Origin of the sequence: Pseudomonas shirazica (assembly GCF_015168335.1) — a bacterium.
GTDB classification, from domain to species: domain Bacteria; phylum Pseudomonadota; class Gammaproteobacteria; order Pseudomonadales; family Pseudomonadaceae; genus Aquipseudomonas; species Aquipseudomonas asiatica.
Genome location: NZ_CP063456.1, coordinates 3185636 through 3204904, shown reverse-complemented (window position 1 = coordinate 3204904; position 19269 = coordinate 3185636). Strand labels below are relative to the sequence as shown.

Annotated in this window: 15 protein-coding genes; 3 read left to right on the top strand and 12 right to left on the bottom strand. The window is 65.7% G+C overall.

The annotated features are described in order from the left end of the window. Positions 1-58: 58 nt before the first annotated feature. Positions 59-907 carry a shikimate dehydrogenase gene (locus IMX18_RS14795; protein ID WP_015269766.1) on the bottom strand — a complete coding sequence of 283 codons (849 nt, stop codon included), beginning with the start codon at positions 905-907 and terminating at the stop codon, positions 59-61. Next, positions 904-1353, bottom strand: a complete 450-nt coding sequence (gene aroQ / locus IMX18_RS14790) for a type II 3-dehydroquinate dehydratase (protein ID WP_013971975.1) — start codon at positions 1351-1353, stop codon at positions 904-906. Before aroQ ends, IMX18_RS14795 begins: the two co-directional genes overlap by 4 nt. Positions 1354-1568: 215 nt before the next feature. Between aroQ and IMX18_RS14785 the strand changes: the two genes are divergently transcribed. The 3 genes from IMX18_RS14785 to IMX18_RS14775 are packed head-to-tail and all read left to right on the top strand — an operon-like array spanning position 1569 to position 7177. Beyond that, positions 1569-2822, top strand: a complete 1254-nt coding sequence (locus tag IMX18_RS14785) for a TolC family protein (RefSeq protein WP_015269767.1) — start codon at positions 1569-1571, stop codon at positions 2820-2822. Continuing rightward, positions 2815-4014: an efflux RND transporter periplasmic adaptor subunit gene (locus tag IMX18_RS14780; protein WP_015269768.1), complete on the top strand. Its 1200-nt coding sequence runs from the start codon at positions 2815-2817 to the stop codon at positions 4012-4014. Before IMX18_RS14785 ends, IMX18_RS14780 begins: the two co-directional genes overlap by 8 nt. A 16-nt stretch (positions 4015-4030) precedes the next feature. Further along, positions 4031-7177 carry an efflux RND transporter permease subunit gene (locus IMX18_RS14775; protein ID WP_054572703.1) on the top strand — a complete coding sequence of 1049 codons (3147 nt, stop codon included), beginning with the start codon at positions 4031-4033 and terminating at the stop codon, positions 7175-7177. Between the two features lie 134 nt (positions 7178-7311). On the opposite strand, the gene IMX18_RS14770 is transcribed toward IMX18_RS14775, so the two are convergent. The 10 genes from IMX18_RS14770 to IMX18_RS14725 all read right to left on the bottom strand — a co-directional run bounded on the left by IMX18_RS14770 (position 7312) and on the right by IMX18_RS14725 (position 19203). Beyond that, positions 7312-8649: an MFS transporter gene (locus IMX18_RS14770; RefSeq protein ID WP_015269770.1), complete on the bottom strand. Its 1338-nt coding sequence runs from the start codon at positions 8647-8649 to the stop codon at positions 7312-7314. A gap of 329 nt (positions 8650-8978) precedes the next feature. Continuing rightward, a complete protein-coding gene (locus IMX18_RS14765; RefSeq protein ID WP_217190588.1) occupies positions 8979-11129 on the bottom strand; it encodes a TonB-dependent receptor in 2151 nt (716 codons plus the stop codon). Between the two features lie 70 nt (positions 11130-11199). Further along, positions 11200-11610, bottom strand: coding sequence for a DUF2946 family protein (locus IMX18_RS14760; protein ID WP_013971980.1), 411 nt, complete (start codon positions 11608-11610; stop codon positions 11200-11202). An 84-nt stretch (positions 11611-11694) separates the two neighbouring features. After that, positions 11695-12471 carry a ParA family protein gene (locus IMX18_RS14755; protein WP_217190590.1) on the bottom strand — a complete coding sequence of 259 codons (777 nt, stop codon included), beginning with the start codon at positions 12469-12471 and terminating at the stop codon, positions 11695-11697. Between the two features lie 228 nt (positions 12472-12699). After that, entirely contained in the window at positions 12700-14271 is a 1572-nt protein-coding gene (locus IMX18_RS14750; protein WP_054572701.1) for a sensor domain-containing diguanylate cyclase, read from the bottom strand. Positions 14272-14349: 78 nt separating this feature from the next. After that, positions 14350-14829: a hypothetical protein gene (locus IMX18_RS14745; RefSeq protein WP_217190593.1), complete on the bottom strand. Its 480-nt coding sequence runs from the start codon at positions 14827-14829 to the stop codon at positions 14350-14352. A gap of 208 nt (positions 14830-15037) precedes the next feature. Further along, the gene (locus IMX18_RS14740) at positions 15038-16375 is read right to left on the bottom strand and encodes an OprD family porin (protein ID WP_217190595.1); all 1338 of its coding nucleotides are present in this window, start codon (positions 16373-16375) and stop codon (positions 15038-15040) included. Between the two features lie 16 nt (positions 16376-16391). Next, on the bottom strand, positions 16392-17180 hold the full coding sequence (locus IMX18_RS14735) for an ABC transporter ATP-binding protein (protein ID WP_191472914.1): 789 nt from the start codon (positions 17178-17180) through the stop codon (positions 16392-16394). Further along, positions 17177-18193, bottom strand: a complete 1017-nt coding sequence (locus IMX18_RS14730; RefSeq protein WP_054572697.1) for a FecCD family ABC transporter permease — start codon at positions 18191-18193, stop codon at positions 17177-17179. Before IMX18_RS14730 ends, IMX18_RS14735 begins: the two co-directional genes overlap by 4 nt. Further along, positions 18193-19203, bottom strand: coding sequence for an ABC transporter substrate-binding protein (locus IMX18_RS14725; RefSeq protein ID WP_015269777.1), 1011 nt, complete (start codon positions 19201-19203; stop codon positions 18193-18195). Before IMX18_RS14725 ends, IMX18_RS14730 begins: the two co-directional genes overlap by 1 nt. Positions 19204-19269: the final 66 nt, after the last annotated feature.

Here is a 19269-nt window from a genome sequence, read left to right as displayed (position 1 = left end):
AAATTTGCGCAGTACCTGTGGGAGCGGGCAAGCCCGCGAAGAAGCCGACACCTGTCTGTCAGGTGAAACTGGCAAAGTGCGCCTGCATCCGCGCCGCATCCGCTTGGCGCCCGCTGAACAACTCGAACGCCTTCACCGCCTGGAACACGGCCATGTTGCTGCCATCCAGGGTGCGGCACCCCAGTGCCCGGGCGGCGCGCAGCAGTTCGGTCTCCAGCGGGAAGTAGATGATCTCCGCCACCCACAGGCGAGCATGCAGCAGCTCCACCGGCAGCGGCGTGCCCGGCAGCTTGGCCATGCCCACCGGTGTGGTGTTGACCAGCCCGTCCGCCTCGGCCAGGGCCGTGGCCAGGTCGGTGCCGACAACGGCGCGCCCGGCACCGAAATGGGCATTCAGGTTGTCCACCAGGGCCTGTGCACGGGCCACGTCCACTTCGAACAGTACCAGCCGCTCGACCCCTTCACCCAGCAGGGCATGGGCCACGGCCGAACCTGCGCCACCGGCACCCATCTGCACTACCTGGCGCCGTGCCACATCCGGCAGGCCACGGCGCAAGCCTTCGGCAAAGCCCAGGCAATCGGTGTTATGACCCACCCGCTTGCCGTCCTTGAGTACCACGGTGTTCACCGCGCCGATGCCGCGGGCTTCGTCCGACAGTTCGTCGAGCAACGGCAGGATCGCCTGCTTGAACGGGTAGGTGATGTTTAGCCCGGTGAAACCGGTGTGCTGGGCAGCGTCGAGCAGGCCGGGCAGGGCGCTGTCGTCCAGTTGCAGCTGGTCGGCATCGATCAGCCGGTACAGGTAGCGCAGCGCCTGGGCATCACCTTCGTGTTCGTGCAGGGCAGGGGTGCGCGACAGCTGGATGCCGCGGCCGATCAGGCCGGCGAGGATGGCTTGCTGGCTCATGCGCTGCGCTCCTGCAACATTTCGGCAAAGTGGCTGATGGCCATGCGATAGCCATGGCTGCCCAGGCCGCAGATGACCCCGACGGCGATGGACGATATGAACGACAGGTGACGGAACGGTTCGCGCTTGTGCACGTTGGACAGGTGCACTTCGATAACCGGCACTTCGCCGGCCACCAGGGCATCGCGGATGGCCACCGAGGTGTGGGTCCAGGCACCGGGGTTGATCACGATGCCGGCGCAGCGGCCACGGGCGGCATGGATCCAGTCGATCAGTTCACCTTCGTGGTTGGTTTGGCGGAATTCGATTTCCAGGCCGAGGGAATGGGCGGTGTCGGCACAACCCTGGGCCAGGTCGGCGAGGGTTTCGTGGCCGTACTGGGCAGGCTCGCGGGTGCCCAGCATGTTCAGGTTGGGGCCGTTGAGTACGAGAATAAGGGGCTTCATGACGGGCATCGCTTTGTTGTTGTTGGATGCTTCCTAGTTTTGTACCGCCTGGTTAGTTTAGTCAATTGGACTAAACCGCTGTTCCGGGAAAGTGGGCGATTATCGAACCCTCAGCAACTCAGACTGGATTACAAAATTGTAATTTTCCCGCCACCGCCCCGATAAGCGCGGCTTTCTACAGTCCCTCGGCAAATCTCGCCGACGAGGACTGTTTCGTGCCCATCCCCCGCAAGACCGCCTTGCTCTGCCTGTTGCTGGCTGGCGCCGGCACTGCCCAGGCCAGCCAGAGCCTGAGCCTGCCCCAGGCGCTAGACGCCGCCTTTGCTCAGAACCCGGAGCTGGCCGCAGCCGGACGGGAAATCGGCATTGCCGATGGCGAACGGCGCCAGGCCGGGCTGATCCCCAACCCGGAGCTGTCCTGGGAGGTCGAGGACACCCGCCGTGACACCAGCACCACCACTGTCACCCTCAGCCAACCGCTGGAGTTGGGCGGCAAGCGCGGCGCACGCATCGCCGTGGCCGGTGCTGGCCAGGCCATTGCCCTGCTGGACCTGGAACGCCAGCGCAACGGCCTGCGCGCCGATGTGATACAGGCCTTCCACGCGGCCCTGCGCGCACAGACCGCGCTGGATTTGGCGCAGCAATCGCAGGCGTTGACCGAGCGTGGGCTGCGAGTGGTGCAGGGGCGGGTGACCGCTGGCCAGTCATCGCCCGTCGAGGCCACCCGGGCCCAGGTGCAGTTGGCCCAGGCCCAGGCTGAAGTGCGCCGTGCGCAAACCCAGCGCAGTGTGGCCTACCAGGCCCTGGCACGGTTGACCGGCAGCCCGCTGGCAAGCTTCGACCAGTTGCAGGCAGCCAACCTGTCCCCCGGTGATGCACCCAGCGCCGATGCTCTGCTCGACCAGGTCGAGCAAACGGCCGAATGGCGCCTGGCCGCCGCCCAGGTCGAGCGCGGCGAAGCGTCCCTGGGATCGGAAAAGGCCCTGCGTATTCCCAACCTCACCGTCAGCCTTGGCAGCCAATACAGCCGCGAAGACCGCGAGCGGGTCAATGTGGTGGGCCTGTCGATGCCCTTGCCGCTGTTCGACCGCAACCAGGGCAACGTGCTGGCCGCGGCCCGCCGTGCCGACCAGGCGCGTGACCTGCGCAACGCCGTGGAGCTGCGCCTGCGCAGTGAAACCCGCAGCGCCGTCAGCCAGTGGACCACGGCCATGCAGGAAGTGCAGGCCTATGACCGCACCATCCTGCCTTCTGCCCAGCAGGCCGTGGACACCGCCACACGCGGTTTCGAAATGGGCAAGTTCGCCTTTCTCGATGTACTCGACGCCCAGCGCACGCTGATCGAGGCACGCGGGCTGTACCTCGAGGCGCTGGCCTCGGCGACCGACGCGCGGGCACAGGTCGAGCGGATCTATGGCGACCTCGATGAGCTGAGCAACAAATTGAACAGCAGGAGCAACAATGACTAATCCACGCAAGATAGCCCTTCTGGCTGCCGCCATTGCCGCGCTTGGCCTGGGTGGCCTGGCCTGGACCGGCAACCTCGGCAACGCATCAAGCACTGAAGCCCGGCACGACGACCACGGCGAAGACAGCCACGGCCACGGCGAGGAACAGGCCGGCGAAGGTCACGAAGAAGAGGCGGGCAAGCTGCACCTGTCCATCGCCCAGATCGAAGCTGCCGGTGTGCAACTGGCCGATGCCGGCCCTCGTGAACTGGGCACCGCCATCAGCTTCCCGGGTGAAATCCGCTTCGACGAGGATCGCACTGCCCACGTCGTGCCACGTGTGCCCGGTGTGGTCGAGTCGGTGCAAGCCGAACTGGGCCAGGCGGTCAAGCGTGGTCAGGTGCTGGCGGTAATTGCCAGCCAGCAGATTTCCGACCTGCGCAGCGAACAACAGGCTGCCCAGCGCCGCCTGGAACTGGCGCGCCTGACCTTCCAGCGCGAACAGCAGCTGTGGCAGGAGCGGATCAGCGCCGAGCAGGATTACCTGCAGGCCCGTCAGGCGTTGCAGGAAGCAGAGATTGCCTTGGCCAACGCCCGGCAGAAGGTCGCCGCCGTGGGCCCGGCCGGTGCCGGCAACCGCTATGAACTGCGCGCGCCGTTCGATGCAGTGGTGGTGGAAAAGCACCTGACCGTGGGTGAGGTGGTCGATGAGACCAGCAATGCCTTCACCCTGTCTGACCTGAGCCGGGTCTGGGCCACCTTCGCCGTCGCCCCGCGCGACCTGGACAAGGTGACCACCGGCCGCAATGTCACGGTCAGCGCGCCGGACCTGGGTGCCCGGGTCGAGGGCAAGGTCAACTACGTCGGCAGCCTGCTCGGCGAGCAGAACCGTGCCGCCACTGTCCGCGCCACGCTGGCCAACCCCAACGGCGCCTGGCGCCCTGGGTTGTTCGTCAACGTCGCGGTCAGCGTCGAACGCTTCAACGCCGCCGTGGTGGTACCGGAAAGCGCATTGCAATCCTGGGAAGAGCAGACCGTGGTGTTTGCCCGTACCGAGGAAGGCTTCGAGGCCCGCCCGGTGAAGGCCGGCCGCCGCGACGCCGGCCTGGTGGAAATCACCACCGGCCTTGCCGCCGGAACCCAGGTGGCCGCTGCCGGCAGCTTTGTCCTCAAGTCCGAGCTGGGCAAGGGCTCGGCCGAGCACAGCCATTGATCACGGGGACACCTGCATGTTCGAACGCCTGATCCAATTCGCCATCGAGCAACGCCTGGTGGTGATGCTGGCCGTGGTCCTGATGGCCGCGGTGGGTATCCACAGCTACCAGAAACTGCCGATCGACGCTGTACCGGACATCACCAACGTCCAGGTGCAGATCAATACCGCCGCACCTGGCTATTCGCCGCTGGAGACCGAGCAGCGCATCACCTTCGCCATCGAGACCGCCATGGCCGGCCTGCCCGGGCTCAAGCAGACCCGCTCGCTGTCGCGCTCGGGCCTGTCGCAGGTCACGGTCATTTTCGACGACGGCACCGACCTGTTCTTCGCCCGCCAACTGGTCAACGAGCGCCTGCAAGTGGCGCGTGAGCAGTTGCCCGCCGGCATCGAAGCGGGTATGGGGCCGATTTCCACCGGGCTAGGTGAAATCTTCCTGTGGACGGTGGAAGCCGAGCAGGGCGCGCTGAAGGAAGACGGCACACCCTACACCCCGACCGACTTGCGGGTAATCCAGGACTGGATCATCAAGCCGCAGTTGCGCAACGTGCCCGGGGTGGCCGAGGTCAACAGCATCGGTGGCCATGCCAAGCAGTACCTGATTGCGCCGGAGCCCAAGCGCCTGGCGGCCTACAAACTCACCCTCAACGACCTGATCGCGGCGCTGGAACGCAACAACGCCAACGTCGGCGCCGGCTACATCGAGCGCAATGGCGAGCAGTTGCTGATTCGCGCGCCAGGCCAGGTGGCGTCGGCCGAGGACATCGCCAATATCGTCATCTCCAGTGTCGATGGCACGCCAATCCGCGTCAGCCATGTTGCCCAGGTCGGCCTGGGCGAAGAGCTGCGCTCGGGCGCGGCCACCGAAAACGGCCGGGAAGTGGTGCTGGGCACGGTGTTCATGCTGATTGGCGAGAACAGCCGCACGGTGGCCCAGGCGGTCGCCGCCAAGCTGGTCGAGATCAACCGCAACCTGCCCAAGGGCGTGGTCGCGGTGACGGTGTACGACCGCACCAACCTTGTGGAAAAAGCCATCGCCACGGTGAAGAAGAACCTGGTCGAGGGCGCCATCCTGGTCATCGCCGTGTTGTTCCTGTTCCTGGGCAACATCCGCGCTGCATTGATCACCGCCATGGTCATTCCGTTGTCGATGCTGTTTACCTTCACCGGCATGTTCAGCAACAAGGTCAGCGCCAACCTGATGAGCCTGGGCGCCCTGGACTTCGGCATCATCGTCGACGGCGCGGTGGTGATCGTGGAGAATGCCATCCGCCGCCTGGCCCACGCCCAGCAACGCCATGGCCGCATGCTGACCCGCACCGAGCGCTTCCATGAAGTGTTCGCTGCCGCCCGTGAGGCGCGCCGGCCGCTGATCTACGGCCAGCTGATCATCATGGTGGTGTACCTGCCGATCTTTGCCCTGACCGGGGTGGAGGGCAAGATGTTCCACCCTATGGCCTTTACCGTGGTCATCGCCCTGCTTGGTGCCATGATCCTCTCGGTCACCTTCGTGCCGGCGGCCATTGCCCTGTTCGTCACCGGCAAGGTCAAGGAAGAGGAGGGCCTGGTAATGCGCACGGCGCGTCAGCGCTATGCCCCGGTGCTGGCCTGGGTGCTGGGCCGGCGCAAGCTGGCATTCGCTGCCGCCGCTACCTTGGTGTTGCTGTCCGGGGTGATGGCCAGCCGCATGGGCAGCGAGTTCATCCCCAGCCTCAGCGAAGGCGACTTTGCCCTGCAGGCCCTGCGCGTGCCGGGCACCAGCCTGTCGCAGTCGGTCGACATGCAGCAGCGCCTGGAACAGGCGATCATCGCCCAGGTGCCGGAAGTGGAACGGGTGTTCGCTCGCACCGGCACCGCCGAGATCGCCTCCGACCCGATGCCGCCGAACATTTCCGACGCCTATGTGATGCTGCGTCCGCGTGAGCAATGGGGCGACCCGGGCAAGCCGCGTGATGAGCTGATCGCCGAGGTACAACGCGCCGCCGCCAGCGTGCCGGGCAGCAACCACGAGCTGTCGCAGCCGATCCAGCTGCGCTTCAACGAGCTGATTTCCGGTGTGCGCAGCGATGTGGCGGTGAAGCTGTTTGGTGATGACATGGACGTGCTCAACCGCACCGCAGCGCAGATCGCCAGCAGCCTGCAAGGCGTGCCGGGCGCGTCCGAGGTAAAGGTCGAGCAGACTACCGGCCTGCCGGTGCTGACCATCGATATCGACCGCGACAAGGCGGCCCGCCATGGCCTGAACGTGGGCGATGTGCAGGACGCCATTGCCATTGCCGTGGGTGGCCGCACCGCCGGTACGCTGTACGAAGGTGACCGCCGTTTCGACATGGTGGTGCGCCTTTCGGAAACCCTGCGCACCGATGTCGACGGGCTGGCCAGCCTGCTGATTCCGGTGCCGGCCAGTGCTGCTGCGGGTGCCGGGCAAATCGGCTTCATTCCGCTGTCGCAGGTAGCCACGCTGAACCTGCAGCTGGGGCCGAACCAGGTCAGCCGCGAGGATGGCAAGCGGGTGGTGGTGGTCAGTGCCAACGTGCGCGGGCGTGACCTGGGCTCGTTCGTCGAGGAGGCAGAACAGACGCTGATCCAGCAGGTGCAGATACCGCCGGGTTACTGGACCCGCTGGGGCGGCCAGTTCGAGCAGCTGCAGTCGGCGGCCGAGCGCCTGCAGGTGGTGGTGCCGGTGGCCTTGCTGTTGGTCATGGCGCTGTTGCTGATGATGTTCAACAACCTCAGGGATGGCCTGCTGGTGTTCACCGGCATCCCGTTCGCCCTTACCGGCGGGGTGCTGGCGCTGTGGTTGCGCGACATTCCGTTGTCCATATCCGCTGGCGTGGGGTTCATTGCCTTGTCGGGGGTGGCGGTGCTCAACGGGCTGGTGATGATCGCCTTTATCCGTAGCTTGCGGGAGGAGGGGCGCACGCTGCGGGCAGCGGTCGAGGAGGGCGCGCTGACGCGCTTGCGGCCGGTGCTGATGACGGCACTGGTGGCGTCGCTGGGGTTCATCCCGATGGCCTTGGCTACCGGGACCGGGGCCGAGGTGCAAAGGCCGCTGGCGACCGTTGTGATTGGCGGGATTCTGTCGTCCACCGCACTGACCTTGCTGGTGTTGCCTGCGTTGTATCAGTGGGCGTATCGGCGCGAAGAGGTGCAGGAGGGGTGAGCGTTTTGGGGCTGCTTTGCAGCCCATCGCGACACAAGGCCGCTCCTACAGGGGACCGCATCAGCCGCAAATTGACGCGATCCCTTGTAGGAGCGGCCTTGTGTCGCGATGGGCCGCAAAGCGGCCCCAAATTCTCAAACAGTACGACGAGCCCCAGCCCTTGCACCGTCGCCCCCAGCCTCATCATGCAACGAAATCCGCGAAGTCTCCGGCAACGCCAAACCACCCACCAAAGCCACCAGCGCAATCACCACCAGGTAGAACGCCGGTGCCAGGCTGCTGCCGGTCTGCCCGATCAGCCAGGTCGCCACCAGCGGCGCAGTGCCGCCAAACAGCGTATAGGCCACGTTGTAGGTAATTGCCGAAGCGGTATAGCGGGTGCGGGTGGGGAAGCTTTCCGACAGCAATGCCGCCGTGACCACGCCACTGCACAGCGCTCCCACCGCCAGCAGGATCACTCCCAGCAGTGCACCGGGCATCGAGCCGGAACTGGCCAGCCAGTACGCGGGGAACACGCACAGCATCACCCACAGGCAGGTAAAGCCGATGGTCTTGCGTCGCCCCACGCGGTCCGAGAACGCTCCGGCCAGCGGGCAGCCGACTGCGGCGAACAGCAGGGCCACGGTGGTTACCAGCAGCGATTGCGCGCGGGTCAGGTTGCCGACCAGTTGCAGGTAGGTGGCGAAGTAGGTGGTGAACATGTAGAACGACAGCGCGGTCAGCGAAATGAAAGCCCCCAGGTTGCGGATAGCCCGGCCATGGTTGCGCAGGGTTTCCTTGAGCGGCGAATGTTCATGCTCCTTGCCTTGGGCGATGGCTTCGCGGAACGCCGGTGTTTCTTCCATGCGCCAGCGCAGGTACAGGCCGACCAGCCCCAACGGCGCGGCGATCAGGAACGGAACGCGCCAACCCCATGCATTCATCGCCTCGGCCGACAGGCTGGCTTCCAGGCCATAAGCGATCACCGCCGCGCAGGCAAAGGCGGAAAAGGTCGACACCGGCACGAAGCTGCCATAGAAGGCGCGCTTGTCGTTGGGCGCGTGCTCCATCAGGTAGGCGCAGGCCCCGGCATACTCGCCACCGGCAGAAAAGCCCTGCAGGCAGCGCGCCAGGGTCAGCAGCGCGGGGGCTGCCAGGCCGATGCTGGCGTAGGTCGGCAGCAGGCCGATGAGGGTAGTGGAGCCGGCCATCAGCAGGATGGTCAGCGACAGGATGCGCTTGCGCCCCAGGCGGTCACCCAGCGCGCCGAACACGATGCCGCCCAGCGGGCGCAGGGCGAAGGCCACGGCGAACACCGCAAAGGTCTTCAGCAAGGCCACGCTGGCGTCTTCGCTGGCGAAGAACTGGCTGGCGATCAGGGTTGCGAGAAAGCCGTAGACGGCGAAGTCGAACCATTCGACGAAATTGCCGATGGCCGAGGCGGCGATCACCCGGCGCAGGGTGGCGGGGGATACCTCGTGAGGTGTGGGCATGCGAGTGCTCTCCGGTTCCATGGGCAGGCATGATGAAAGTGGCGCGGTCGGGCCGCGCCATCATTGTTGTGCTTGCCAGTAGATCGCCGGGTGCTGGAGGACGCTTTGTCGAGGGCGACCTCGGGATACCTGATTCAACCGCGAGCTGTTCGCTTGGCACGGTCCACTGTAGGAGCGGCCTTGTGTCGCGAAAGGGCTGCGCAGCAGCCCCTCGATTGCAGCTTCGCTACTGACATCGCCGGGGCCGCTCTGCGACCCTTTCGCGACGCAAGGCCGCTCCCACAAGAGCCAATGCAGGCCGGGATGTTCATGCAAGACAGGCCATGCGCTCAGAAGCGCATGTCCAGCGCCAGTTCGAAGGTGCGCGGCGGCCCCATGTAGTACTGGCTGTTGTAGGCCTGCTTGGCATACACCTCGTCGGTCAGGTTGCGTACCCGACCGGTGAGCGTGGTGTGTTCATCCAGCCGGTAGCGGGCGAACGCGCCGAACAGGGTGTAGGCCGGGGCCTTGAGGCTGTTGGCATTGTCGGCATACACCGAACCCACGTAGCGCCCGTCTGCCCCCACCGACCACGCCGGGGTCAGGCTGTACGTCAGCCACAGGTTGGCGACGTTGGCCGGTACGTTCACCGGTGCGTTGCCCTTGCGCGACACCGACACGCCGTTGACCGCCTCGTTGAACTCGTCGTACTGCGCATCGACATAGGCATAGTTGGCCTCGGCCAGCAGCTTCGGCGTCACCTGCAGGCGCCCGGACAGCTCGACGCCGCGGGAGGTCTGCTGCCCTGCCTGGACCGTGAGGTTGGCGTCGTTGGAGTCGCGCACGGCAAAGTCCTTGCGCACGATCTGGTATAGCGCCAGCGTGGCCGCACCGCGCCCGTCGAGAAAGTCGAACTTGCTGCCCACTTCCCACTGCTCGCCCTTGGACAGGTCGAACATCCCGACGTTGGAATAGGTCGCCGCCGCCAGCGAGCCTGCCGGCAGGTCGGCAGAGGTACTGTACTGCGCATAGACGCTGGCGGACGGGGTCAGCGCATACGTCAGGCCGATACGCCCGGAAAGCGGTTCCCAGCGGCGTTCGAAGAACGCCGGCGAGGTTGGCGTCACCGCGCCGTAGTTGGTCACCTGCATGTCCAGGTAGTCGTAGCGCAGGGCGGTCAGCAGGGCCAGGCGTTCGGTGAGTTGCAGGCGGTTTTCGGCAAACACCGCGCGGTTGGTCACCTCGTGACGGCGTTGCTTGGTCAGGCCGGCATTCACCCCGGGGATGTCGTCGAAGCTGCCGGGGGCGAAGTGCTCGGCATCGACCACGTCGCTCCAGCTGCTTGAGGTGGGGTAGAGGGTCTGGCGCATGCGCGAGTACTCCAGCCCCAGCGACCACTGGCTGGCCAGGCCGAACAGCTGGTTGTCGTGGCGCAGCTCGATGCGGTCGCCCAGCAGGTTCTGGTCGTGGCGCTGCAGGTAAGGGCTGCTGCGTCGTACCTTGCCATCGCTGGTGTAGCTGTAGCGTTCGAGGTTGCGGTAGTCGCGCTGGGCGTTGTAGTGGTACAGCGTGTTCTGCACGCTGGTGCTGTCGCTGAGCTGGTAGTCGAGGATCGAGCGTAGCCAGCGTACCCGCTGCTCATAGCGCCCGTCGCCGACGTTGTAGTTTTCGAAGCGACGGCTGTTGTCGATCTTCATCGTGCTGCGCCCGGGCAGGATCGGCGAGCCCCAGTAAGGGCTGTCTTCGCGGTCTTCCTGGTATTCCAGCGCCAGGGTGTGGGTGAGGTTGGGCGTGAGGTCGCTCAGCAACGAAAAAACCAGGCTGTCTGTGTGCCGTTCGTTGCGGTCGATGTAGCCGTTGCCCTGCCCGCGGCTGAAGTCCAGGCGCATGAAGTGGCGGGCATCGGCGGGGTTGCTGGCCAGAGCCTGGTTGATGCCGAACGCCACTTCGCTGTCGTCGAAGCTGCCATGGCGGATACGGCCGTCGATGGTCTGCTGATCGCGGCTGGCCAACTTGGTGATGTAGTTGATCGAGCCGCCGACCGCGCCGGCACCATGCAGGAACGACGACGGCCCGCCAATCAATTCGACGCGGTCGAGTACCCAGGCATCCACTGGCCGGGTGGCGCTGCTGTAGCCCAGGTTTATGCCGTTGTACAACTGGGTGACCTGGTTCTGGGTGAAGCCGCGGTAGGCGACGAAGCCGCCAAAGCCCGGGTTGGCCGAGGCGTTGACGCCGGTCATGGCGTTGATCACGTCCTGGCTGTCCTTGGCGCCGCGCTCTTCGATCAGGCGGCGGTCCGAGACGCTGACCGAGGCTGGCGTTTCCCGCGCGGTGAGGCCCAGGCGCGAGCCAGTGCGGATCGGCTCGTCCAGTTGCACGCCGCTGGCGGCGTCGCGTTCACCGTCGATGGTGGTGGCGCTCAGTTCTACCGGGGCAGCATCCGCCCAGGCAAGGTTGCAGGTGCCCATGAGGAGCACCAGGGAGGTTTTGCGAAGCATGTTGGTGTGTCTTCCACGCAAAGGTCATGGCTGACCGCGAACGCGCACAGTCAGGCGCGCCCGGCTGAGGTCAGGCGAAATGAGGTACGGCTGCGGGGAAGGTGGCAGGGGAGGCGCGGGGGTTGAGGGCGGGGCGCTGATAACGCGGCGGCGGTTGCGCCCAGCTGCGCACCACGATGGGCGAGGTGGCCACGGCTTGCGCCGGGGTGAACGACCAGCCGCTGCTGCTGAGCGGCACGGCCAGGCCGAACGAGGAGCACACCGGGCAATCGAGCTGGGCCATGTGCTGGTCGCCGCCAGCGCCTTCCAGGTCGATGGCTACGCCGTGTTCGCTGTTGATCGAGCAGAAACCGCCTTCCAGGCCGGCCAGGCGCAGGCCACCCATCTGGCCATGGTGCAGGCCACACAGAACCAGGCTGAACAGGACGCTGGCGTAGAGCGTCCAGGCGGTCAGCGTGCGGGTGTGCCGGGTGGTTTTCATGGCGGCGAATCTACCACCCGGACGAACGGTCGGGTAGTGCTTCGGCCTTGATATTTTTGCGGCGCTTTGCGCCCTGGGGTTCTGTCAGGCCGCACGCTCCAGTACATCCAGCAAATCGACGAACTCCAGCGCCAACTTGTGCCGCGGCGCCAGGTGCACCAGCGGCACCGAGGCATGGTGCGACTCACGCATCTTGATCGAATGGCTAAGGTATACCGGCAGCACCGGCATGCCCTCGCTGCGCAATTGCTCGACCAGGGTCTGGTGCAGTGCGGTGCGCTCGGCGAACTGGTTGACCACAACACCTTCCACCAGCAGCGCCGGGTTGTGGTCCTGGCGCAGTTCTTCGACCTCGGCCATGACGTTGCGCAGGGCCTGGCGCGAGAAACTGTCGCAGTCGAACGGAATCAACAGCCGCTCGGCCGCTACCAGCGCGCTGAAGGTATAGAAGTTGAGCGCCGGTGGTGTGTCGATGTAGATCCGCTCGTAGTCCTCGCCCAGCTCCACCAGCAGCTTGCGCAGCTTGTTGATCTTGAACTTGCGATCCAGCTTGCCTTGCAGGTCGCTGAGGTCGGGGCTGGCGGTGACCAGGTGCAGGTTGCGGTAGCGGGTCTCGGTGATCGCCACCCGGTGCTTCTTGCCGGCAGCGGTGACCGGCGACAAGGTCTGGCGGAAGAAATCGGCGATGCCGGAAGGAATGGCGTCATTGACCAGCCCGGTCAGGTAGTAGGTGGCATTGGCCTGCGGGTCGAGGTCAACCAGCAAGGTCCGATAGCCTTCGGCGGCACTGGCTGCGGCCAGGTTGCAGGCGATGCTGGACTTGCCGACGCCACCTTTCTGATTGAAAACCACACGACGCATCAGACGTTCATCCATGAAGTGAAAATGTCAGGTTGGGGTCAATCCTATGACTGGAACAAGACAGTTTCATGACAATGAATGTTACAACCTGCCCATTCATTATTGTTTGTTCCGGCCCTTTCGCGGGCATGCCCGCTCCCACAGGAACTCTGTTGCCCCCAAGGGTGGCGCATCATCTGTGGGAGCGGGCGTGCCCGCGAAAGGGCCGGAACAGGCAAGCAAGGGCGTTCAGGCAACAACCACCCGATTGCGCCCCTCCTGCTTGGCCCGGTAAAGCGCCCGGTCAGCCTCGCTGAACGCATCCCCCGGTTCGCTCTCGGCCTCGCCATCCCAATGCGCCACCCCCAGCGACACCGTCACCGCGCCCACCGGCTCCACCGGCGTATCCTGCACCGTTAGCCGCAGCCGCTCGGCCACCCCTGCAGCAACGTCCAGGCTAGCCCCTGGCAGCAGCATCAGGAACTCCTCGCCGCCGGTGCGGCACAGCAGGTCACCCTCGCGGCAGCAGCGGCGCATCAGCTCCGCCAACCGGCGCAACACCTGGTCACCCACCTCGTGCCCGTGGCAGTCGTTTACCCGCTTGAAATGGTCGACATCCAGCACGATGGCCGCAAACGCCCGGCCTTCGGCTTCCAGCAACGACAGGCTGAACTCCAGGCTGCGGCGGTTGCCCAGGCCGGTCAGCGGGTCGGTCTGGGCGTCGCGGTTGAGCCGACCGATGCGCTCATGCAGCAGGTTCAGCCCGAACAGCAGCGCACGCTTCAACTCGGCCGCCTCGAAATACCAGGCCGGTACCCGATGCAGGCGTTCGGCAGTGCCGGCCCGATCCATCGAGCGGGCACCGGCGGCCAGCTGCCACAGCGGCCGAGCGATGGTCATGGCCAGCCACCACAGCAGCATGCTGCCCACGAGTGCCAACGGCGCGGAGGTGCCGACCACGTTGAGGATCAGATGGCTCAGTGGCATCACCGTCTGGGTCAGCGGCTGCTGCGCCACCACTCCCCAACCGGCGCTGGGCACGGTGGCGTATCCGGCGAGCATTTCCACGCCGAGGCTGTTGGTCAATTGCCGGGTACCATTGCCCAGGCCCGCCAGCTGGTCGATCAGTGCATTGCCCTCAACCACCGTACCCACCCGCTGACTGTCGGGGTGGTACAGCAGACGGCGGTTGCGGTCGACCACGTACAGGTAGGAACCGTCCTTGTAGAAATGCTCGCCCAGCAGGCTGTTGAGAATGTTGCGTTCACGCAGGTACAGGCTGCCGCCGACATACCCCAGGTAGCGGCCGTTGCTGTCGTAAATGGGTTGCGACAGCGCCACCACCAGGTTGTTGGCCGCCGAAATGTAGGGCGTCGACACCAGTGGGCGGCGCGCCTGTAGCGCTTCCTGGACACCGGGAGAATGCATGTGCCTGCCGACCAGGTGCCGCAAGGGGGCGGGAGAAATCGCCAGCAGCACCCCGTTTGCATCGATCACGAACGTGGAATTGAAGGCCATGCTCTGGCTCAGGACACGCTCGGCCTCCGCCTGCAGGGCGACGGCGTCACCCAGCTGGCGGCCTTGCACGCCCGCGCTGAACGACAGCTGTTGCAAGGCGTTGTCGATAAAAGTCTCGGTAATGCTGGCCAGCTTCATCGCATACACCCGGTTGGCTTCCAGGGCGTGGTCGATCAGCAACTGGCGTTGCACCCGGTAGCTGGCGAAATAGCTGGCGCACAGCATCACCACGGCGGTAAGGGCGCAAAGCACCAGAATGAGTGTGCGTAGATCCAGGCGCAGTCCGTGCTTGGTGTGTGGCAATCCTGACCTCGAGTGATCAAAAACCGGCTACGAAATGTGGGCAACATTACGCGTTATGGGCGCAGTGGGGAACTGCGTTCAGGAGCCTGCGTTTTCCAGCGCGTCCAGCTCGTCTTCAACCTGTTGCATGCGCTGCTGCGCCAAGGCCTGCACCTTTGCGTCGCGGGCCGATTCGCGCATCAGGGCAGTGAGCTTCTCGCTCAGGCGTTTGCCGGCCTCGGTGTCTTCCAGGGCGCGGGCCTTCGCCGGGTCCCGGGTGGCCTCGACGATGGTGGCGAACTCGGCATCGCTGAAGTTCTTTTCGCTGTACAGGCGGAACAGGTCCTGGCGCTGGTCCTCGACCGTCAGGTGCTTGCGCAGCACGCCCTGGATGGTCGCCTGCGACAGCTGCGGGTGCGTGCGGCCGAGCAGCGCGGCCATGCGCCCGATGTTGTGCGTGTAGGCATCCTGCAGCGGCAGCTGGGCCAGGATCTGTTCTTCGCGGGAGGGTTTCTGGTCGCAGGCGGTGAGGGCTGCAGTCAGCAGCAGGGGCAACAGCAACTTCTGGAGGCGAGGCATGGTGTGGCCTGGTTGGGCAGTGAGTGCTGCCGATTATACGGCAGTTGTGGTCGCCTGATGGATTTTGGGGGCCGCTGTGCGGCCCATCGCGACACAAGGCCGCTCCTACAGGGAGCGCGCCTGGCCGGATCTTTGCGCGAATCCCCTGTAGGAGCGGCCTTGTGTCGCGATGGGCTGCAATGCAGCCCCATTCAGGCAACGCGAAACATCAGAACCCACCCCCCAACGGCCATTCCACCGCCAAGCGTATCTGGTCCCCATCCAGCTCCGCCTGTGCCGTATTGCCCCGATGCACGTTATGCCGCAGCGAAAACGCGGTGCCTTTGGCCTTGCCGCTCTGCACCACATAGCGTGCCTCCAGGTCGCGCTCCCAATGCTTGCCCCCCTTGCCATACCCCAGGTAGGCATACCCTCCCGCAGGGTCGACATGGCTGCCGTCGATATCGAACCCGCGCACGTACAACGCCGTCAGGTTCAACCCCGGCACGCCGTAGGCGCCCATGTTCAGGTCATAGCGCGCCTGCCACGACTTTTCGTTTGGCGCGTTGAAGTCCGACATCTGCACCGCGTTGGCAATGAAGATCGCCCCTCGCGTCACGTAGTCGAACGGTGTGTTGCCGTCCACCTGCTGCCAGCCCAGGCTGAAACCGTGCGGCCCATGGTCGTAACGCGAGACCAGGCTCCAGGTGGTGTTGTCGATGCGCCCGGACAGCGCCTTGCCGGTGTCGGTGGTGCGGTACAGGTTGAGGTCGAGGGTGAGGCTGCGTCGCTCATCCAGGGCATGGCTTAGGGTGCTGCCCAGGTAATGCTGGTTCCAGCTGTCCTGGTAACGTGAGGTGTACAGGCTACCGCTGGCGGCGCCGGGGTTCCACACCACGCCGGCCAGGTCGAAGCTGTTGCCTTGGCGGCCATTGGAGTAGTTCACCACGAAGCCTTGATCGTGGCTGGAAGCATTGCGGTCGGTGTTTTCGTTGAAGTGCCCGGCCACCAGCCTGAGGTGGTCGAACTCGGTGCTGTCAAGGAAGAACCCGGTCGCTGTCTCGGGTAGCAGGCGGCTATCGGATGAACTGAACACCGGGGTCTTGACCCGTTGCTCGCCGTAGGACAGCACGGTATTGGACACGCGCAGTTTCAATGCCGCGCCGGCACGGCTGTATTCGTTCTTCGGGTGCCCCTCGTTATCCACCCCGAGCAAGCGTGCCTTGCCCACGCGCCCGCCGCCGCTGTCGAGTTGCACGCCCAGGTAGGCGTGGGCGTCGACCCCGACACCGATCAGCCCCTGGGTGAAACCGGACCGGAAGGTGCCCATCAGGCCATAGGCCCATTCCTCGGCCTTGCCGCTACGTTCATCGCGCGGCTTGTAGGCGTTGCGCCCGGCACTGTTGCGCCCGCCATGCTTGTAGTCGCGTTGGTCGAATACGCTGCGGTTGAGCAGGCTCCAGCGGCCATCCTCGACAAAACCGTTGCTTTGCGACTGGGCGGAGTCGGCCAGCGCAGGGGGCGCGAGCAGGGCGCTGGCGAGCAGCAGGGCGACAGGGCGCGACATAGGCAGAACTTCCTGTTCAGGGGGCGCGCAAACGCAGGATGTGCGCGCCGTCGAAGGGGTCGATGAGGTAGTGGGCATGCACGCCGAAAGTGTTCAGCAGGCGCTCGGGGGTGAGCACCTCGAGCGGTTTGCCGAGGGCGACCAGGCGGCCTTTGTCGAGCACCGCGACGCGGTCGCAGGTGAGCGCCTGATTGAGGTCGTGCAGGGCCACCAGGGTGGTTACCGGCAGGGCCTGCACCTGTTGCAACAGGCTCAGCTGGTGCTGGATATCCAGGTGGTTGGTCGGCTCGTCCAGCAGCAGCACCTGCGGCCGCTGTGCCAGGGCTCGGGCGATGTGCACCCGCTGGCGCTCGCCCCCGGACAGCGACCCCCAAAGGCGTGCGCGCAGGTGCAAAGCGTCGAGGTCGGCCAGGGCCTGCTCGACGATCGCGCGGTCTTCCCCGGAGAACGGCGCCAGCGCCGACAGCCAGGGGGTACGGCCCAGGGCAACGGCATCGAACACGCTGATCGCATCAAGGGTGTCGGCCTGCTGTTCGACCAGCGCCAAGGCCTGGGCGACACGGCGGCGGGGCAACCGTGCCAGCGGTTCGCCCAGCAACTGCACGCTGCCGTTGCCTGGCTTGCGCAGCCCGGCCAGCACCTTCAGCAGCGAGGACTTGCCGGAACCGTTGGGGCCGACGATGCCCAGGGTTTCACCGGCGACAACGCTCAGTTCGATATCGCTGAGCACGGTATTGCCGGCCAGTTGCAGCCCCAGGTGCTGGCAACTCAAGGGGGCCAGCTGTAGCGCCGTCATGACCGTCATGGGCGCCCCCGGCGGCTGACCAGGATCAGCGCGAAGACCGGTGCGCCGAGCAGCGCCGTGACTACGCCCACGGGGATCACCTGGCCAGGGATCAAGATGCGCGACAGGATGTCGGCGGCAATCAGGAACAGTGCCCCGCCCAATGCGCTGGCGGGCAGCAGGCGGCTGTGCCCGGGGCCGAGCAGCAGGCGCAGGGCATGGGGGATCACCAGCCCGACAAAACCGATGGCGCCGACGATGGACACCATCACCGCGGTCACCAGCGCCGCGCAGCTGATCAGCAGCAACTGGGTACGCCGCACCGGGATGCCCAGCGACGCCGCCGAGTCGGCACCGAAGGTGAAGGCATCCAAGGCACGGCGATGCCACAGGCACACCAACAGCCCAAACAGTACAACTGGCACGGCCAGCCACACCGAAGGCCAACGTACACCACTGAGGTTACCCAGCAGCCAGAACAGGATGCCGCGCGCCTGCTCGGCGGTGGCCGACATGGTGATGAGGAAGGCGGTAAGGGCGTTGAACAGTTGCGAGCCGGCGATCCCGGCAAGGATCACCTGGGCATTGTTGCTGCTGGGGCCGGCTGCCCGGGCCAGCATCAGAACCAAAGCGAACGCTGCCAGGGCACCGATGAACGCGCCGCCGGACATGCTCAGCGCCAGGCTGCCGAAGCCCAGCAGGCCCACCAGCACCGCACCGGTCGAGGCGCCGGCAGACAGGCCCAGCAGGTAAGGCTCGGCCAACGGGTTGCGCAACAGTGCCTGGAGGATCACGCCGCAGGTGGCCAGGCCGGCGCCGCAGGCTGCGGCAACCAGGGTGCGGGGCAGGCGGTAGTTCCAGACGATGCCGGCGTCGATCGGGTCGACCGGGTAGCCGGCCTGCCACAGGTGGTTGGCCAGTACCTGGCCGACCACGCCGGGCGACAGGTTGGTTTCGCCGATGGCGGTGCCGGCCAGCAGGGCCGCCAACAGGGCGGCCAGGGCAACGGCGATGCAGGGTAGCAGGCGCATCATTACTGGGCTGCTTTGCCGCTGGCGAAGGCAGCGGCCAGCGTCTGCAGGCCGCTGAACAAGCGAATGCCGGCCTGCATGGCGTCGGCGTCGAGGATGATGATGCGGTCGTGCTTCACCGCGTCCATGTTGCGCGTTACCGGGTCGCTACGCAGGAATGCCAGCTTCTTCTGGTAGTCGTCGGCGGGGTAGCGGCGGCGGTCCATGCGGGCAATGATCAGCCAGGTGGGGTTGGCCTTGGCCAGGGTTTCCCAGCCTACGGTCGGCCATTCTTCGCTGGACTCGACCACGTTGCGCACGCCAAGGGTGCGCAGCATGAAATCGGCGACCCCCTGACGGCCCGCCACATAGGGGTCGATGTGCAGATCGGCGCTGGAGAACCAGAACAGCGCCGAGGTGGCGGACAGGTCCTTGTCGGCCAGTTGCGCCTTGGCACTGTCCAGGCGGCCTCTGAGCTCGGCATTCAGGGCTGTGCCACGGTCCTGCACGTCGAAGATTGCCGCCAGCTGGCTGACGCTCTTGTAGAGGGTGTCGACCTGAAACGCCTGCAGGCGAGTACCGTCGGCACCCACCAGGTTGTCCTTGCCTTCGCAGTCCGATGGCAGCAGGTAGGTGGGGATGCCCAGTTCATCGAACTGTTCGCGGGTGGCGACCGCCCCCTGGGCACCGACCATCCATTCGAACTGCACCGTCACCAGTTGCGGGCGCTTGCCCACTACCGCCTCGAAGCTGGGCTCGTTGTCGGCCAGGCGCGGCACCTTGGCGTTCTGCACCTGGTACTCGGGCAGCACATTGTTGAACCACAGCGAGGTGGCCGCCAGTTTGTCGCCCAGCCCCAGCGCGTAGAGCATCTCGGTACTGGCCTGGCCAATGGTGACCGCGCGTTGCGGCGCCTGGGCGAAGGTTTGCGGCTTGCCGCAGTTGTCGACCGTCAGCGGGTAGTGGGTGGCAGCAGCCTGGGCCAGGCCGGTAAGGCCGAGGCCGGCGAGCAGGGTGGCAAAACGGGGCAGCATGCTGGGCGATCTCCTATCGGACAGTTCGGGTGAGGAACGCACGGACAGGCATCGCCGAGCCCCAGC

Coding starts and splice junctions, on each gene's coding strand:
- IMX18_RS14795 (WP_015269766.1), bottom strand. CDS start 907: ATGAGCCAGCAAGCCATCCTCGCCGGCCTGATCGGCCGCGGCATCCAG.
- aroQ (WP_013971975.1), bottom strand. CDS start 1,353: ATGAAGCCCCTTATTCTCGTACTCAACGGCCCCAACCTGAACATGCTG.
- IMX18_RS14780 (WP_015269768.1), top strand. CDS start 2,815: ATGACTAATCCACGCAAGATAGCCCTTCTGGCTGCCGCCATTGCCGCG.
- IMX18_RS14775 (WP_054572703.1), top strand. CDS start 4,031: ATGTTCGAACGCCTGATCCAATTCGCCATCGAGCAACGCCTGGTGGTG.
- IMX18_RS14770 (WP_015269770.1), bottom strand. CDS start 8,649: ATGCCCACACCTCACGAGGTATCCCCCGCCACCCTGCGCCGGGTGATC.
- IMX18_RS14765 (WP_217190588.1), bottom strand. CDS start 11,129: ATGCTTCGCAAAACCTCCCTGGTGCTCCTCATGGGCACCTGCAACCTT.
- IMX18_RS14760 (WP_013971980.1), bottom strand. CDS start 11,610: ATGAAAACCACCCGGCACACCCGCACGCTGACCGCCTGGACGCTCTAC.
- IMX18_RS14755 (WP_217190590.1), bottom strand. CDS start 12,471: ATGCGTCGTGTGGTTTTCAATCAGAAAGGTGGCGTCGGCAAGTCCAGC.
- IMX18_RS14745 (WP_217190593.1), bottom strand. CDS start 14,829: ATGCCTCGCCTCCAGAAGTTGCTGTTGCCCCTGCTGCTGACTGCAGCC.
- IMX18_RS14740 (WP_217190595.1), bottom strand. CDS start 16,375: ATGTCGCGCCCTGTCGCCCTGCTGCTCGCCAGCGCCCTGCTCGCGCCC.
- IMX18_RS14735 (WP_191472914.1), bottom strand. CDS start 17,180: ATGACGGTCATGACGGCGCTACAGCTGGCCCCCTTGAGTTGCCAGCAC.
- IMX18_RS14730 (WP_054572697.1), bottom strand. CDS start 18,193: ATGATGCGCCTGCTACCCTGCATCGCCGTTGCCCTGGCCGCCCTGTTG.
- IMX18_RS14725 (WP_015269777.1), bottom strand. CDS start 19,203: ATGCTGCCCCGTTTTGCCACCCTGCTCGCCGGCCTCGGCCTTACCGGC.